Below are 15,588 nucleotides of genomic sequence, written 5' to 3' on the forward strand. Positions count from 1 at the left end.
GCGAGAGTCAGACTAAAAATTATCTCAATACTCCGGCTTGTTTGGCAACTGATTAAATCACCGCGCCGGACGCATAAGGTAATAAGACGTAAGTCCAACTCAAATCGGTACTCCTTGTATGCTAATTCATGCCCCACGTCAAACATCTGCAACAAACTGAATGCAAAATCATTGCGGGGATCGTTACCCGTTAGTGAATACCGACCAGACGTGGCGTAATAAACACCACTAACTCACGCCGCTCATTATCTTTTCCATCATGGCGAAAAAGCTGTCCCAGCCAGGGGATGCTCCCAAGCCCGGGCACGCTGTCACTGCCGGTTTTGTTCTTTTGCGAGAAAATTCCCCCCAGCGCCAGCGTTTCTCCACTTTTTACCTCCACCTGGGTTTCTATCTCCTGCTTATCGATGGCAAGCGTTTCGCCATCGGCCTGCTGCAGCACCTGTCCCGGCATGTTTTCACTGATGTGTAGCTTCAGGCGCACGCGCCCACCGGGCAATACTACCGGCGTGACCTCCATTCCGAGTACCGCCTCTTTGAACTCCACCGAGGTCGCCCCGCTTTCACCGCTTGAAACCTGATACGGGATCTCACTCCCCTGCTTAATGCTGGCCGGTTGCATGTGCGAGGCCAGCAGCCGCGGGCTGGCAATGATATCGACCTGCTGTTTTTGCTCCAGCGCAGAGAGCTCCAGATCCAGCAGCCTGCCGTTAATTCGCCCGATATTAAACCCCGCATGCGTGGTAGCACTGGCCACGGAAAGATCGCTGCCAAGCGTCGTGAGCTGTCCAACCTTGCCCGCCTCAGTGGCCTCGGCAAGATTCCACTTCACCCCCAACTCTCGCAGGCTTTTTTCATTAATGGTGACAATGTGCGCCGCCAGTTCGACCTGCTCGACGGGAATATCCATCTGAGCCGCCCACTGCTGCAGCGCCTCCAGCACCGCCTGGCTATCCCTGACCAGTAGACGGTTGGTGCGTTTGTCGACAGATAAACTCCCCTTTGGGCTCAGGAGCTTTTCAGCCGCTTTTTGCAGTTCTCCGGCATCCGCATAAGAAAATGGGATGCTGTGCGAGACCAGCGGAGCATCAAGTTGTCGACGCACTCGCTCCTGCTCTAAACGTTCCCGCTGTTCACGCTGCCAGGCCGCGGTATGGACATAATAAATACCCCCCTCCTCTCGTAAAACGAGTCCGGCGCTGGTGACTACCGTTTGTAACGCCTGCCGCCAGGGAACGCGCGTCAGGTTAAGCGAGAGCGTGCCGCCGACATCCGGCGATACCACCAGTTTACGGTTCTCCTGCGCAACCAGCGCCTGTAGCACCTGAACCACCGGCACGTCATCCACCACCAGCGTGACCGGCTTTGGCGCGGCGGCCCACAGCGGGCGGCTGAACGCCAGCAGCAACAGCACTATCCTTAACTTCATTTTTATCCTTTCCTTCTCGTTGCCACGCCCATTCTTCGGGATCGCATGTGTCACCCACATCAACAACCAGTTCCGTTTCATTGATGGCCGTTATCCGCCAGCCCGCCGGGAAACGATCGTGCTCTTTCAGACGATGCCAGCGCCGTTGCCCATCCAGCAAAATACCAACGCGCTGCTGCCCTCCCACCATTCCGCGGTAGTGCCACTGTGCCAGTTCGGCTGTGGCGCAGGGGTCGTCCGGCGGGCGAAACGGATCGCGCATGCCGGTCAACAGCAGCGCCGAGCAAACCAGCAGGTATCTCGCGCTATTTCGCATGTTCCAGCTCCAGCCTCAGGCGTAACGCCGTACTTTGTGGCGCAAGCGTAAAAGCAGCGACCCGCACATCCCGCTGCGCCAGCCGGGAAAAAAGAGGCGGGATCGCCTGCCACTGCGCCTCCAGCGCCAGTTCACCGCCGTTTTGCAACGGCTTCCAGTGAAGGAGCCTTGTACCCTCCCCCTGAAAATCGAGCGGTGAAAAGGGCTTTATCTCCAGTGCCGTCCGGGTTTGCGGGCTAAACGGCACCTGACTGGCGGTGGGCCACAGCGACGCATTAGTCCGCGCCGCCTGGCTCAACTGCTGCCGCTGATCCGCACACTGCCTCTCTGCTGGCCGGAGCAATACACCCCATGCTGTCAGGCCCATCAGGAGAATACCCAGTCCCCCGCAGACCAGCCGACACCAGGGACGACTTTCACACCAGCGTTCTAGCAAGGTCTCCACGCATTACCCCTCGCTTTTCAGGTACAGGGTGAACATCCAGCGCCCCTGGCTATCCTGCCGGAGTTCCCCCTCAGAACCGGGCGTAAAGCCGTCTATGTGCTCCAGCCCATTACGCAAGGCAGAAAGCGCCTGCAGGGTAGTGGCATAGCCGATCAACATCAGAGCAGGAGGCTGATAACGCAGCTCTGTCAGCCATACCTGCGCAGGCATGGCCTCAGAAAGTGACTCCAGCACCGGTTGCCATGCGCGGTGCTGCGGCGTGCCCGCAGGGTTCTGCACCTCTGCGGTGGGTCGCTGGCGAGACACAAGACCACGCTGCACGGACTGCGTGCCCGCCAGTTGAGCCTGCAGCGCGCGCAGCGTTACCAGATGATTCAGCCTTACGCTAAAAACGGCCATCAGCATGAGCAGCAATGCGCCGACAAATACGCCGCCCCAGAAACGCAGGCATCGCGCGCGCCGCTGCTGACGCCAGGGCAGGAAGTTGGTCACGTTCATTCAGGCACCTCGCTCATGGCCAGCGCCAGCGCGACGGTATAGTCAGCCCCGCATTCGGGAAGAGGCGCATGCCAGCGCTGCAGCGTTTCCCATGGGGTTCGTTCGGCATCAAAGAACGCGATGTCATTCTGATTGAGGGCCAGCAGCGCCGCCAGCTCAGTGACGTTTTCTGCTTCAGTGGTATAACGACGCCCCCACTGATGGCGCATAGCCCACAGCCAGTAATGCGCATCCCGCCAGGCGACGCACTGCGTCGGCGCTAACGAAGGCAGCAGGTTCGCCAGCGCGCTGGCATCCGGGGTGATGGTCGCCAGCCGCAAACGTAGCGTTTTCGCCAGATCAAGAAGCGTTTCAATCTCTTTGTTTTGTGCAGCAGTCACGTGAAACGTATTGCTGAAGGTGTCCTGGGTGTAGTCGAAACAGAGGGACTCTGTCGACATCTCCAGTTCGCGCGAAAGCGCCGCCCCCATCCACGAGAGCTGCTCGCTGTCGCGCAATGCAAGAGCCGGTCGGGGCAACGTTTTTTGCAGAGTCCGTGCAGCAGGAAAGGAGAGAAATACCCGGTGGTAGTGCGGGAGCGCTTTTCGCCAGTCGCGTAAGGCATCGGCCAGCGCTTCTGGCTGACAAATTTTGCCGTCACGAATGATGCCTTCGGCCAGAGAAATGGCCCACCAGCGGCGTAAGCACCAGCCGCCTCTCTCCCGGACCAGTGCCGTAATCAGCACCTTATCCTGTTGAATATGAACGCCCGTTTGCCATGTTTTGAAAGCCATGCTTCACGATCTCCTTATCGCCCGTCGCCTTGACGGCTATATCAATGAATCAGGCTTGCCTTTATACTACCGCGCGATTGTTTAGAAACTGCCCAAGTGAAACCAAATGGGAAATCTCCGGTGAAGTTCGTAAAGTATTTATTCATCCTTGCAGTCTGTTGCATTCTGCTGGGAGCAGGCTCGATTTACGGTTTGTACAAATATATTGAGCCACAGCTACCTGATGTCGCCACGCTCCGCGATGTGCGTCTCCAGATCCCAATGCAGGTCTATAGCGCCGATGGCGAGCTGATGGCGCAGTATGGCGAGAAGCGTCGTATCCCGCTGACCTTAAAACAAATTCCCCCCGTGATGGTGAAAGCTTTTATCGCCACGGAGGACAGCCGTTTCTACGAGCACCACGGTGTCGATCCGGTCGGGATTTTCCGTGCCGCAAGCATTGCGTTGTTCTCCGGTCACGCCTCCCAGGGGGCGAGCACCATTACGCAACAGCTGGCGCGTAACTTCTTCCTCAGCCCTGAAAAGACGCTGACGCGTAAGATCAAAGAGGTGTTCCTGGCGATCCGTATTGAGCAACTGCTGAACAAGGACGAGATCCTTGAGCTGTACCTCAATAAAATCTATCTGGGCTACCGTGCCTATGGCGTGGGGGCAGCCGCGCAGGTGTACTTCGGTAAGCCTGTTGAACAGCTCACCCTAAGCGAAATGGCAACCATTGCCGGTCTGCCAAAAGCGCCGTCCACGTTTAACCCGCTTTACTCGCTCGATCGCGCTACCTCACGTCGTAATGTCGTCCTGTCACGTATGCTGAGCGAAGGCTATATCAGCCAGAGCGAGTACGACCAGGCGCGTAACGACGTCATTGACGCCAATTATCACGCCCCTGAGATCGCCTTCTCAGCCCCTTATCTGACCGAAATGGTGCGCCAGGAGATGGTGAGTCGTTATGGCGACAAGGCCTATGAAGATGGCTATCGCGTGTACACCACCGTTACCCGTAAAGTGCAGCAGGCGGCTCAGGACGCGGTGCGCAATAACGTGATGGACTACGATATGCGTCACGGCTATCGCGGACCGTCGAACGTGCTCTGGAAAGTGGGCGAAAGCGCATGGGACAGCAAAAAAATCACCAGCACGCTGAAAGCGCTGCCAACCTATGGTCCGCTCCTTCCAGCCGTAGTGACGCAGGCCGATCCTCAGGAAGCCGTTGCGACGCTGGCGGACGGCACGTCTGTCTCCCTGCGCATGGACGGTATTCGCTGGGCGCGTCCATACCGTTCGGACACCCTGCAGGGGCCAACGCCGCGCAAGGTGACCGACGTGGTACAGGCCGGGCAGCAGATTTGGGTGCGCAAGTCAGGCGATGCCTGGTGGCTGGCGCAGGTACCGGATGTGAACTCGGCTCTGGTCTCCATCAACCCACAGAACGGGGCGGTAATGGCGCTGGTCGGCGGGTTCGATTTCAACCAGAGCAAATTTAACCGCGCCACGCAGGCGCTGCGTCAGGTGGGTTCCAACATCAAGCCGTTCCTCTACACGGCAGCGATGGATAAGGGACTGACCCTTGCCAGCATCCTAAACGACGTGCCGATCTCCCGCTGGGATGCCGGTGCCGGTTCCGACTGGCAGCCGAAGAACTCTCCTGCGGAGTATGCAGGTCCTATTCGTCTTCGCCAGGGTCTGGGGCAGTCGAAAAACGTGGTGATGGTGCGTGCCATGCGCGCGATGGGCGTCGACTATGCGGCAGAGTACCTGCAGCGCTTCGGCTTCCCGGCGCAGAACATCGTTCGCACCGAGTCGCTGGCGCTGGGTTCAGCCTCCTTTACGCCGCTTCAGGTCGCCCGCGGATACTCGGTGATGGCCAACGGCGGCTTCCTGGTTGACCCGTACTTCATCAGCAAAATCGAGAACGACCAGGGCGGCGTGCTGTTTGAAGCGAAGCCGAAAATTGCCTGCCCTGAATGTGATATTCCGGTCATTTACGGCAATACGCCGAAATCCGAGGTGCTCGAAAACAAGGACATGGAAGACCCTGCCGTTTCTCAGGAGCAGCCAAATATCGTCTTGCCGCAGCCGCAGCTGGAGCAGGCTAACCAGTCGCTGGTGGCGCAGACCGGCGCGCAGGAGTACGCCCCGCATGTGATCAACACGCCGCTGGCGTTCCTGATCAAGAGCGCGCTGAACACCAACATCTTCGGTGAACCCGGCTGGCAGGGTACCGGCTGGCGAGCAGGGCGCGATCTGCAGCGCCATGATATCGGCGGTAAAACCGGGACAACTAACAGCTCGAAGGATGCGTGGTTCTCCGGTTATGGGCCGGGCGTGGTGACGTCAGTCTGGATCGGTTTCGACGATCATCGCCGTGATTTAGGCCGTACCACGGCATCCGGCGCGATTAAAGATCAGATTTCCGGCTACGAAGGCGGCGCCAAAAGCGCGCAGCCGGCCTGGGATGCCTACATGAAATCCGTTCTTGAAGGCGTGCCGGAGCAGCCGCTGACGCCGCCACCGGGCGTGGTGACGGTCAATATTGACCGCAGCACCGGCCAGCTCGCTAACGGCGGTAATAGCCGTGCCGAGTATTTCATCGAAGGTACGCAGCCAACCACACAGGCGGTGCATGAGGTGGGTACAGAGATTATTGATAACGGCGAAACGCACGAGCTGTTTTAAGCATAAAAATGCCCGGTAAAAACCGGGCAAAGAATTGCAGGCCGGGTAAGGCGAAGCCGCCACCCGGCTTTTTTATGGCCTACAGCCGCCCTTGCCCCTTCAGCCACTCGCGAACCAGGAACAGCGCGCTCACGTTGCGAGCCTCGTTAAAATCAGGGTCTTCAAGCAGATCCATCAGATGCGCCAGCGGCCAGCGAACCTGCGGCAGCGGCTCTGGTTCATCTCCCTCCAGCGATTCAGGATAGAGATCTTCAGCCACCACAATGTTCATTTTGCTGGAAAAATAGGACGGTGCCATGCTCAGCTTTTTCAGGAACGACAGTTCGTTCGCGCCAAAACCCACCTCTTCTTTCAGCTCGCGGTTTGCTGCTTCAAAGACCGTTTCACCCGGATCGATGAGCCCTTTCGAGAACCCAAGCTCGTAAGATTCCGTCCCCACGGCGTATTCGCGGATCAAAATCAGATGATCGTCGACGATAGGGACAATCATCACCGCTTCGCGCGAAGAGGGGCGCATACGCTCATAAACACGACGCACACCGTTGCTGAACTCCAGATCCACACTCTCGACGTTAAACAGGCGCGATTTGGCGACAGTTTCAACGTGCAGAATGGTGGGTTTTTGTAGTGGTTTGCTCATCTTGATGGGGTCTTAGCAGTGTGAACTGGCGTTATTGTGCGATATGCCGCACGGTTTCGGCAATGTCAATTGTTCTTTATTTACATTTATGCAACGCAGCAGGGATCAATCCTCAATTCAAAACAAATGTCAAGAGGTTGAAATGTTTCCAGGAATTTGCTGATATCGCGCCATGACAGGCTTTGCTATCATCATCGGTCACTGGGATGCGCTTTAGAATGCTCAAGTTCGACTCCATACTTGCCGATAGCCAGCCACAGACTCTCATTCAATGTAAAGGTGCTACTGACTACACCTGTAAGATAAGTAAGATGGGGAAAGCATGAGCACCATTTTGATTGTTCTCGCTGCTATGCTGGTCAGCGCATTGATTGCAGGGTGGCTGTACAGGCGACGCATACAGCGCCGTTACCGGCTGCCCTTTTTAAATGCCTTCGCGGGTGCGACAACGCGTAAACTCACGCAAGACGAGCGCGATGCAGTTGAAAACTATCTCGAAACGCTGAACCGTTCTCAGTTAACGCCTGGGCCGACGGGAGCCACGACTGCACCTGTGGCGCTTAAGCTTAACGCGCAAAGTGACACCGTGCTCTGCGTGACGCGCTCCATCACTCGCTACGGCATTACGACTGACGACCCCAACAAGTGGCGCTACTACCTGGATTCGGTTGAGGTGCATCTGCCTCCGTCCTGGGAGCAGTACATTAACGACGAAAACAGCGTTGAGCTGATTCATACCGATTCGCTGCCGCTGGTAATCTCGCTCAACGGCCATACCCTGAATGACTATCTTCATGAAGCCCCGCGCTTTGCGCTGGAACGCGCGAGTTCAACGCAGGCCTCTATTCGTGGTGAAGAGACCGAGCAGATTGAGCTGCTGAATATTCGTCAGGAGACGCATGAAGAGTACGCCCTGAGCCGTCCGGACGGTATTCGTGAAGCCATCCTGATCGTTGCCGCTTTCCTGCTCTTTTTTGTCTGCCTGCTGACGCCGGACGTCTTTGTCCCATGGCTGGCGGGTGGCGCGGTGTTGCTTCTTGCGGCCGGGCTGTGGGGGCTCTTTGCCCCGCCGGCCAAAACCTCGCTGCGGGAGATCCACTGCCTGCGCGGCACGCCAAAGCGCTGGGGCCTGTTTGGTGAGAACGATCAGGAGCATCTCAACAATATCTCACTCGGGATTATCGACCTGATCTACCCGCGCCACTGGCAACCGTGGATTGCGCAGGATTTAGGGCAGAAAACCGATATTGATATCTATCTTGACCGCCACGTTGTGCGACAGGGGCGCTTCCTGTCTCTGCATGATGAAGTGAAAAATTTCCCGCTTCAGCACTGGCTCCGCAGCACGGTCATCGCCGCCGGCGCCGGGCTGGTGTTTATCATGCTGCTGCTTTTCGTGCCGCTGGATATGCCCATCAAATTTACCCTGTCGTGGATCAAAGGCGCGCAGACCATCGAGGCGACCAGCGTCAACCAGCTCGATGAAGCGGGTGTACGGGTGGGCGATACGCTGCGCCTGAAAGGCACCGGAATGTGTAATATCCATACCCCGGGGGCGTGGAACACGCGCCAGAATTCACCGTTCACGCCGTTCGACTGTTCGCAAATTATCTGGAACGACGCGCCGCCGCTGCCGCTGCCGGAATCCGAAGTGGTGAATAAAGCCACGGCGCTGACCCAGACGGTCAACCGCCAACTGCACCCGAAACCGGACGATGATTCACGCGTCAGCCCCGCGCTGCGTTCCGCCATCCAGAAATCAGGCATGATTCTGCTGGATGATTTTGGCGACATTGTCCTGAAAACCCAGGACTTATGCTCCTCGCAGGATGAGTGCATACGCCTCAAAAACGCGCTGGTTAACCTCGGGAACAGTAAAGACTGGGACTCGCTGGTGAAACGCGCCGAGGCGGGACGACTGGATGGCGTCAACGTGCTGCTGCGTCCGGTCAGCGCGGAATCGCTTGATAACCTGGTCGCCACCTCGACATCGCCGTTTATGATGCGCGAAACCACCCGGGCGGCTCAGGCGCTCAACAGTCCGGCACCGGGCGGCTTTGTGATTGCCAGCGATGAAGGCAGCGACCTGGTCGATCAGCCTTACCCGCAGGTAGCGCTTTATGACTACCCGGCCCAGGAGCAGTGGAGCCAGTTCCAGCGTCTGGCGCAGATGCTGATGCAAACGCCGTTCAGTGCCGAAGGGATTGTCACAAGCATCTACACCGACGCCAACGGCACGCGCCATATCGGCCTGCACCGGATGCCGGACAGCGCAGGATTATGGCGTTACATTGGCACCTCTCTGCTGATGATCGCCATGCTGATCGCTATTTTCTGGAACGGTTTTATGGCCCTGCGCCGCTATCAGCGCTCCCGCACGCGTCTGGCGGAGATCCAGCAATATTATGAGAATTGCCTCAATCCTAAGCTGATCCCCTCCTCTGAGAGCCTGATCTGATAACGTCGTTGCGCGACAAGATGTGCTACCCTGTCGCGCACGTTTCTTCTGGCTGGAGTTCCCCCCTATGCATCTTGATATCGACTGGCAGCAGGTCGACACCGTTCTGCTGGATATGGACGGCACGCTGCTCGATCTCGCCTTTGATAACTATTTCTGGCAAAAGCTGGTGCCGGAAACCTATGGTGAGCAGCAGGGTATCTCCCCGGCAGAAGCGCAGGCGTTCATTCGTTCGCAATATAGCGCGGTGCAACATACGCTAAACTGGTACTGTCTGGACTACTGGAGCGAGCGCCTCGGTTTGGATATTTGTGCCATGACCACTGCCCAGGGACCACGCGCCGTGCTGCGCGAAGATACGGTTCCCTTCCTGGACGCGCTGAAAGCAAGCGGCAAGCGCCGTATTTTGCTGACCAACGCGCATCCACATAACCTGGCCGTGAAGCTGGAGCATACGGGACTGGCGTCGCACCTTGATTTATTACTTTCCACCCACACATTTGGTTATCCGAAAGAGGATCAGCGGTTGTGGCATGCGGTGAAGGAAGAGACCGGCCTGCAGCCGGAGCGCACGCTGTTCATTGACGACAGCGAGCCTATTCTGGATTCTGCGGCAACGTTTGGCATTCGCTACTGTCTGGGCGTCACTAATCCTGACTCTGGCCTGGCTGAAAAAAGCTATCTGCGCCATCCGGGACTGAATGACTACCGCCAGATGATCCCCTCACTGACCGTGAAGGAGACGCCATGAAAGAAAAGCCCTCAGATGGGGTAAGACTGGATAAATGGCTGTGGGCAGCCCGTTTTTATAAAACGCGCGCCCTTGCCCGTGAAATGGTTGACGGCGGTAAAGTGCATTACAACGGCCAGCGCAGCAAGCCGAGCAAGCTGGTTGAGCTGAACGCCACCTTAACGCTGCGCCAGGGCAACGACGAACGTACGGTAGTGATTAAAGCCATTACCGAACAGCGGCGGCCCGCATCGGAAGCCGTACTGCTTTACGAAGAGACGGCTGAAAGCGTTGAAAAGCGCGAGAAGACCGCGCTGGCGCGCAAAATGAATGCGCTGACCATGCCCCACCCGGACCGGCGACCGGATAAAAAAGAGCGCCGCGATCTGATGAAATTTAAACACGGTGAGAGCGAGTAACCCTCACCCGCACGAGAGATGAAAATGGCCCAACACGACCAATTACACCGCTATCTGTTTGAACAATTCGCCGTGCGCGGCGAGCTGGTCACCGTATCCGAAACCTGGAAACAGATTCTGGAAAACCACAACTACCCGCTGCCGGTGAAGACCCTGTTGGGCGAACTGCTGGTTGCCACCAGCCTGCTGACCGCAACGCTGAAGTTTGCCGGTGATATCACCGTGCAGCTGCAGGGTGACGGCCCGATGACGCTGGCGGTGATCAACGGCAATAACCAGCAGCAGATGCGCGGCGTAGCGCGCGTTCAGGGCGACGTTCCTGAAAATGCTGATCTCAAAACGCTGGTGGGCAATGGCTACCTGGTGATCACCATCTCCCCGGAGGAAGGTGAACGCTATCAGGGCGTGGTCGGTCTGGAAGGCGATACCCTGGCAGCCTGCCTGGAAGATTACTTCATGCGCTCCGAACAGCTGCCGACGCGTCTGTTCATCCGTACCGGTGAAGTGGACGGCCAGCCTGCTGCGGGCGGCATGCTGCTGCAGGTTCTGCCAGCGCAGGACGCGCAGACCAATGACTTTGAGCATCTGGCGACGCTGACCGAAACCATCAAGGCGGAAGAACTGTTCAACCTGTCGGCGACCGACGTGCTGTGGCGTCTGTACCACGAAGAAGAAGTGACCGTGTACGATCCGCAGTCCGTGGAGTTTAAGTGCACCTGCTCGCGCGAGCGCTGCGCTGGCGCACTGAAAACTCTGCCGGATGAAGAGATCGACAGCATCATGGCTGAAGACGGCGAAATTGATATGCACTGTGACTACTGCGGTACGCACTACGTGTTCAATTCAATGGATATCGCTGAAATCCGCAATAACGCCTCTCCGGCGGATCCGCAGGTTCATTAATACGCTACCCCTCACCCTGCCCTTTCCCCTTTGCGGAGAGGGTTAGGGTGAGGGGCAAAAATCCCCCAAAAGCTGAATCGTTTTCCTTATGTAACTCTTACGTAATTTTCTTACATGTATGCGATTACATTCACATTCTCTCCGATAAAATCACCACCTCTTAACCTTTTCGGAACATTTTCCCCAACCAAAAAGCGATTCCTGCGATAATCCGCCTGCACTGTGACTGGAGTCGCAGCGTTTTCCGTTAGTAAGGGTTTTATCCAGATGCACAAATCTATGAGCCCCGTCGCGGTTAACATCCCCAGAAAAACCCTACAATTTCAGGCAGTACATATTGGCTAAGGAGCAGTGATATGCGTGTTACTGGTTTAACCCCGCAAGATCTCAAGGCTTATGGTATTCACGACGTCCAGGAAGTGGTCTACAACCCCGATTACGATACGCTGTATCAGGAAGAGCTCAATCCAGCACTGGAAGGATACGAGCGCGGTGTGTTGACGAACCTTGGTGCTATCGCCGTCGATACCGGTATCTTTACCGGTCGTTCGCCGAAAGATAAGTATATCGTCCGAGACGAAACTACCCGCGATACGCTGTGGTGGGCTGACAAGGGCAAAGGGAAGAACGACAACAAACCGCTCTCCCCGGAAACCTGGCAGGATCTGAAAGGGCTCGTCACCCATCAACTTTCCGGTAAGCGTCTGTTCATTGTCGACGCTTTCTGCGGCGCTAACGCCGACACCCGCCTTTCCGTGCGTTTCATTACCGAAGTGGCCTGGCAGGCGCATTTCGTTAAGAATATGTTTATTCGTCCGACCGACGAAGAGCTGCAGGACTTCACACCTGACTTCATCGTGATGAACGGTGCGAAATGCACTAACCCACAGTGGAAAGAGCAGGGTCTGAACTCCGAAAACTTCATTGCCTTCAACCTGACCGAACGTATTCAGCTGATCGGCGGTACCTGGTATGGCGGCGAAATGAAGAAAGGGATGTTCTCGGTCATGAACTACCTGCTGCCGCTGCGCGGTATTGCCTCTATGCACTGCTCGGCGAACGTCGGCGAGAAAGGCGACGTAGCGGTGTTCTTCGGTCTTTCCGGCACCGGGAAAACCACGCTCTCCACCGATCCAAAACGCCGTCTGATTGGCGATGACGAACACGGCTGGGACGATGACGGGGTGTTTAACTTCGAAGGCGGCTGCTACGCGAAGACCATTCGCCTGTCTGAAGAGGCCGAGCCGGATATCTTCCACGCGATCCGCCGCGACGCGCTGCTGGAAAACGTCACCGTGCGTGCCGACGGCTCTATCGACTTCGACGATGCGTCAAAAACCGAAAACACCCGCGTCTCTTACCCGATCTACCACATCGACAACATCGTGAAGCCGGTGTCAAAAGCGGGCCATGCCACGAAGGTGATTTTCCTGACGGCGGATGCGTTCGGCGTGCTGCCACCGGTTTCCCGCCTGACCGCCAGCCAGACGCAGTACCACTTCCTCTCTGGCTTTACCGCCAAGCTGGCGGGTACCGAGCGTGGCGTCACGGAGCCAACCCCAACCTTCTCCGCCTGCTTCGGTGCGGCATTCCTGTCGCTGCACCCGACGCAATACGCTGAGGTGCTGGTGAAACGCATGCAGGCATCCGGCGCGCAGGCCTACCTGGTGAATACCGGCTGGAACGGTACCGGCAAGCGTATCTCCATCAAAGATACCCGCGCCATTATCGACGCCATTCTGGATGGTTCTCTGGATAACGCCGAAACCTTCACGCTGCCGATGTTCGATCTGGCCATTCCGACGGAACTGCCGGGTGTGGACACGCGTATCCTCGACCCGCGCAATACCTACGGATCGCCGGAACAGTGGCGCGAGAAGGCGGAATCGCTGGCGAAGCTGTTTATCGAGAACTTCGAGAAGTACACCGATACCCCGGCGGGTGCTGCGCTGGTGAGTGCGGGTCCGAAGCTGTAGGTAAAAGCAAAAAGGCAACGAAAGTTGCCTTTTTTAATGTTTTCTCCCTCTCCCCGTGGGAGAGGGCCGGGGTGAGGGCATCAGACCGCACTATCCCTCTTTCACCTGCCCCCGCGTCACCGGAACCGGCAACCAGGCGCGAATGCTCAACCCGCCTCGCTCGCTGGTGCCGATCTCCAGCAATCCGTTATGGTTATCCACAATACGCTGCACAATCGCCAGGCCTAAGCCCGTACCGCTGGTGCTGCGCGCGCTGTCGCCGCGCACAAACGGCTGGAACAGATGCTTACGCTGCTCGGGCTTAATGCCCGGACCGTCGTCTTCCACCTGGAACCAGGCGCGGTTGAGTTCAGACCCGCTGCTAACCTTAATCCAGCCGTTACCGTAGCGCGCCGCGTTAACCACCATATTGGCCACCGCACGCTTAATGGAAAGCGGGTGCATACGAACCTGAATTTCACCGTCCTGAAGGTCAGTATCAATTTCACGCTCATAACCACTTTCTGCGGCCACCACTTCGCCCAGCACCGCGTTCAGATCGGCCATTTCCATCGGCATCTCCTGACCGGTGCGCAGGTAGTCGATGAACTGCTCGATGATGGCGTTACACTCTTCGATGTCCTTGTTAATAGACTCGGCGAGATAACCGTCCTCTTCACCCATCATCTCCGTCGCCAGACGAATACGCGTTAGCGGGGTGCGCAGGTCATGACTGACGCCGGCCATCAGCAGCGTACGGTCATCCGCCAGCTGCTTAACGCCTGCCGCCATATGGTTAAACGCGCGCGTTACTGAACGCACTTCAGAGGCACCATATTCACGCAGTGGAGGAGGAATAATGCCTTTACCGACCTGCAGCGCCGCGTGCTCCAGGTCGACCAGCGGTCGGTTCTGGATACGGATAAACAGCCACGCGCCGCCTATCGCCAGCAGCATAATCGCCAAGGTGTAGCGGAACAGCGGCGAGAAATCGCCCTGATGGATTTCAGTCAGCGGAACGCGTACCCAGATGTTGGGTGACAGCCAGGTTTTCAGCCAGACGACGGGCGAGCTTTTGTTGACCTCAACGCGCACTTCAGTCGGGCCACCCAGCTGCTGCGCCATCTGCTGGCTGAGGAATTCATAGTGCTGCGCCCAGCGCAGGCCAGCATCTTCCGCCGCTTCATTGGAGTAAAGCGAAATGCCCAGTTCACGGTAGATTTCACGGCGAAATGCCGGGGGAACAACCAGCTGCGTGCCGTCCTCCAGCTGCAGCTTATCGGTCATCAGCATACGCACTTCGTAGGCCAGGACCTTATTAAACTGCTGGAGGCTCGGCAGAATCGCAAAGTTCAACACCACCAGGTAGGTCGTCACCAGGCTGACGAACAGCAGGGTGACGATCAGTAAGAGGGTGCGGGCAAACGAGCTTCGCGGCGAGAAGCGCATTCGCCTCATGCTTTAGAGCCGTCCGGAACGAACACGTAGCCCAGACCCCATACGGTCTGAATATAACGAGGATGCGCCGGATCTTCTTCCACCATGCGGCGCAGGCGGGAGATTTGCACGTCGATGGAGCGTTCCATTGCGGAGTATTCGCGACCGCGCGCCAGGTTCATCAGCTTGTCGCGGGAAAGCGGCTCGCGCGGGTGGCTGACCAGCGCTTTCAGTACGGCAAACTCGCCGCTGGTGAGCGGCATTGGCTCATCTTCACGGAACATCTCGCGCGTGCCGAGGTTCAGCTTGAACTTGCCGAAGGCAATCACCGCCTCTTCCTGGGACGGCGCGCCCGGCAGTTCATTCGCCTGACGGCGCAGCACGGCACGAATACGCGCCAGCAGCTCGCGCGGGTTAAACGGTTTTGGAATGTAGTCGTCCGCGCCGATTTCGAGGCCCACGATACGGTCAACCTCTTCACCCTTCGCGGTCACCATGATGATTGGCATGGGGTTACTCTGGCTGCGCAGACGGCGGCAGATAGAAAGCCCGTCTTCACCCGGCAGCATCAGGTCGAGAACCATCAGATGGAAAGATTCGCGGGTCAGCAGACGGTCCATCTGCTCAGCGTTCGCGACGCTACGAACCTGGAAGCCCTGCTCGGTCAGATAACGCTCAAGCAGCGCGCGCAGGCGCATGTCGTCATCCACGACCAGAATTTTGTAGTTTTCTTGCATTGTGTGTACTCCCAAAGGTTCGGATAGTCTTTGTAACAGCGTATTCTAAAAAAGTGCACGTATTCGACCAGTTAATTCTGGTATAAATTCTAGTCGAAATTGTTACAAAGCATATTTAACAGCAGCTTATCTGTTCATTTCATCACATAAATCATTATTAATCCTGTCTGTTACA

The 15,588-nt window shown here is 57.1% G+C and carries 14 protein-coding genes; 6 read left to right on the plus strand and 8 right to left on the minus strand.

What is annotated here, in order from left to right:
- Positions 1-190: 190 nt before the first annotated feature.
- Genes hofQ through IM265_RS17700 form a run of 5 tightly spaced genes read right to left on the minus strand, consistent with a single transcriptional unit; the run spans position 191 to position 3,461 of the window.
- Entirely contained in the window at positions 191-1,429 is a 1,239-nt protein-coding gene (hofQ, locus tag IM265_RS17680; protein ID WP_193031682.1) for a DNA uptake porin HofQ, read from the minus strand.
- On the minus strand, positions 1,341-1,745 hold the full coding sequence (locus IM265_RS17685; RefSeq protein ID WP_069733632.1) for a HofP DNA utilization family protein: 405 nt from the start codon (positions 1,743-1,745) through the stop codon (positions 1,341-1,343). The genes hofQ and IM265_RS17685 overlap by 89 nt, the downstream gene beginning before the upstream one ends.
- Positions 1,735-2,190, minus strand: a complete 456-nt coding sequence (locus tag IM265_RS17690) for a hypothetical protein (protein ID WP_047367192.1) — start codon at positions 2,188-2,190, stop codon at positions 1,735-1,737. Before IM265_RS17690 ends, IM265_RS17685 begins: the two co-directional genes overlap by 11 nt.
- Before the next feature lie 3 nt (positions 2,191-2,193).
- On the minus strand, positions 2,194-2,688 hold the full coding sequence (locus IM265_RS17695) for a PilN domain-containing protein (RefSeq protein WP_182035512.1): 495 nt from the start codon (positions 2,686-2,688) through the stop codon (positions 2,194-2,196).
- Positions 2,685-3,461, minus strand: a complete 777-nt coding sequence (locus IM265_RS17700; protein WP_182035511.1) for a DNA utilization protein HofM — start codon at positions 3,459-3,461, stop codon at positions 2,685-2,687. Before IM265_RS17700 ends, IM265_RS17695 begins: the two co-directional genes overlap by 4 nt.
- A gap of 120 nt (positions 3,462-3,581) precedes the next feature.
- Between IM265_RS17700 and mrcA the strand changes: the two genes are divergently transcribed.
- The gene (mrcA, locus tag IM265_RS17705; RefSeq protein ID WP_100171214.1) at positions 3,582-6,134 is read left to right on the plus strand and encodes a peptidoglycan glycosyltransferase/peptidoglycan DD-transpeptidase MrcA; all 2,553 of its coding nucleotides are present in this window, start codon (positions 3,582-3,584) and stop codon (positions 6,132-6,134) included.
- Between the two features lie 79 nt (positions 6,135-6,213).
- On the opposite strand, the gene nudE is transcribed toward mrcA, so the two are convergent.
- Positions 6,214-6,774 (minus strand): ADP compounds hydrolase NudE, encoded by a 561-nt coding sequence (nudE, locus tag IM265_RS17710; protein ID WP_028014666.1) that lies wholly within the window; start codon positions 6,772-6,774, stop codon positions 6,214-6,216.
- Positions 6,775-7,096: 322 nt separating this feature from the next.
- Between nudE and IM265_RS17715 the strand changes: the two genes are divergently transcribed.
- From IM265_RS17715 to pckA, 5 genes are all read left to right on the plus strand, one after another.
- Complete coding sequence (locus tag IM265_RS17715; RefSeq protein ID WP_028014667.1) at positions 7,097-9,232, plus strand: intracellular growth attenuator family protein; 2,136 nt, start codon at positions 7,097-7,099, stop codon at positions 9,230-9,232.
- A gap of 67 nt (positions 9,233-9,299) precedes the next feature.
- Entirely contained in the window at positions 9,300-9,983 is a 684-nt protein-coding gene (gene yrfG, locus IM265_RS17720; protein WP_028014668.1) for a GMP/IMP nucleotidase, read from the plus strand.
- Complete coding sequence (gene hslR, locus IM265_RS17725) at positions 9,980-10,381, plus strand: ribosome-associated heat shock protein Hsp15 (protein ID WP_028014669.1); 402 nt, start codon at positions 9,980-9,982, stop codon at positions 10,379-10,381. The genes yrfG and hslR overlap by 4 nt, the downstream gene beginning before the upstream one ends.
- Before the next feature lie 18 nt (positions 10,382-10,399).
- A complete protein-coding gene (hslO, locus tag IM265_RS17730; protein ID WP_161495995.1) occupies positions 10,400-11,284 on the plus strand; it encodes an Hsp33 family molecular chaperone HslO in 885 nt (294 codons plus the stop codon).
- Positions 11,285-11,640: 356 nt separating this feature from the next.
- Positions 11,641-13,260, plus strand: a complete 1,620-nt coding sequence (pckA, locus tag IM265_RS17735) for a phosphoenolpyruvate carboxykinase (ATP) (RefSeq protein ID WP_182035510.1) — start codon at positions 11,641-11,643, stop codon at positions 13,258-13,260.
- A gap of 90 nt (positions 13,261-13,350) precedes the next feature.
- Here pckA and envZ read toward each other — a convergent pair whose 3' ends face one another.
- Both envZ and ompR read right to left on the minus strand, forming a co-directional pair.
- Complete coding sequence (gene envZ / locus IM265_RS17740) at positions 13,351-14,697, minus strand: two-component system sensor histidine kinase EnvZ (RefSeq protein WP_028014672.1); 1,347 nt, start codon at positions 14,695-14,697, stop codon at positions 13,351-13,353.
- Positions 14,694-15,413, minus strand: coding sequence for a two-component system response regulator OmpR (gene ompR, locus IM265_RS17745; RefSeq protein ID WP_001157751.1), 720 nt, complete (start codon positions 15,411-15,413; stop codon positions 14,694-14,696). The genes envZ and ompR overlap by 4 nt, the downstream gene beginning before the upstream one ends.
- Positions 15,414-15,588: the final 175 nt, after the last annotated feature.

The organism is Enterobacter cloacae complex sp. P17RS (genome assembly GCF_014895885.1).
GTDB lineage: Bacteria > Pseudomonadota > Gammaproteobacteria > Enterobacterales > Enterobacteriaceae > Enterobacter > Enterobacter bugandensis.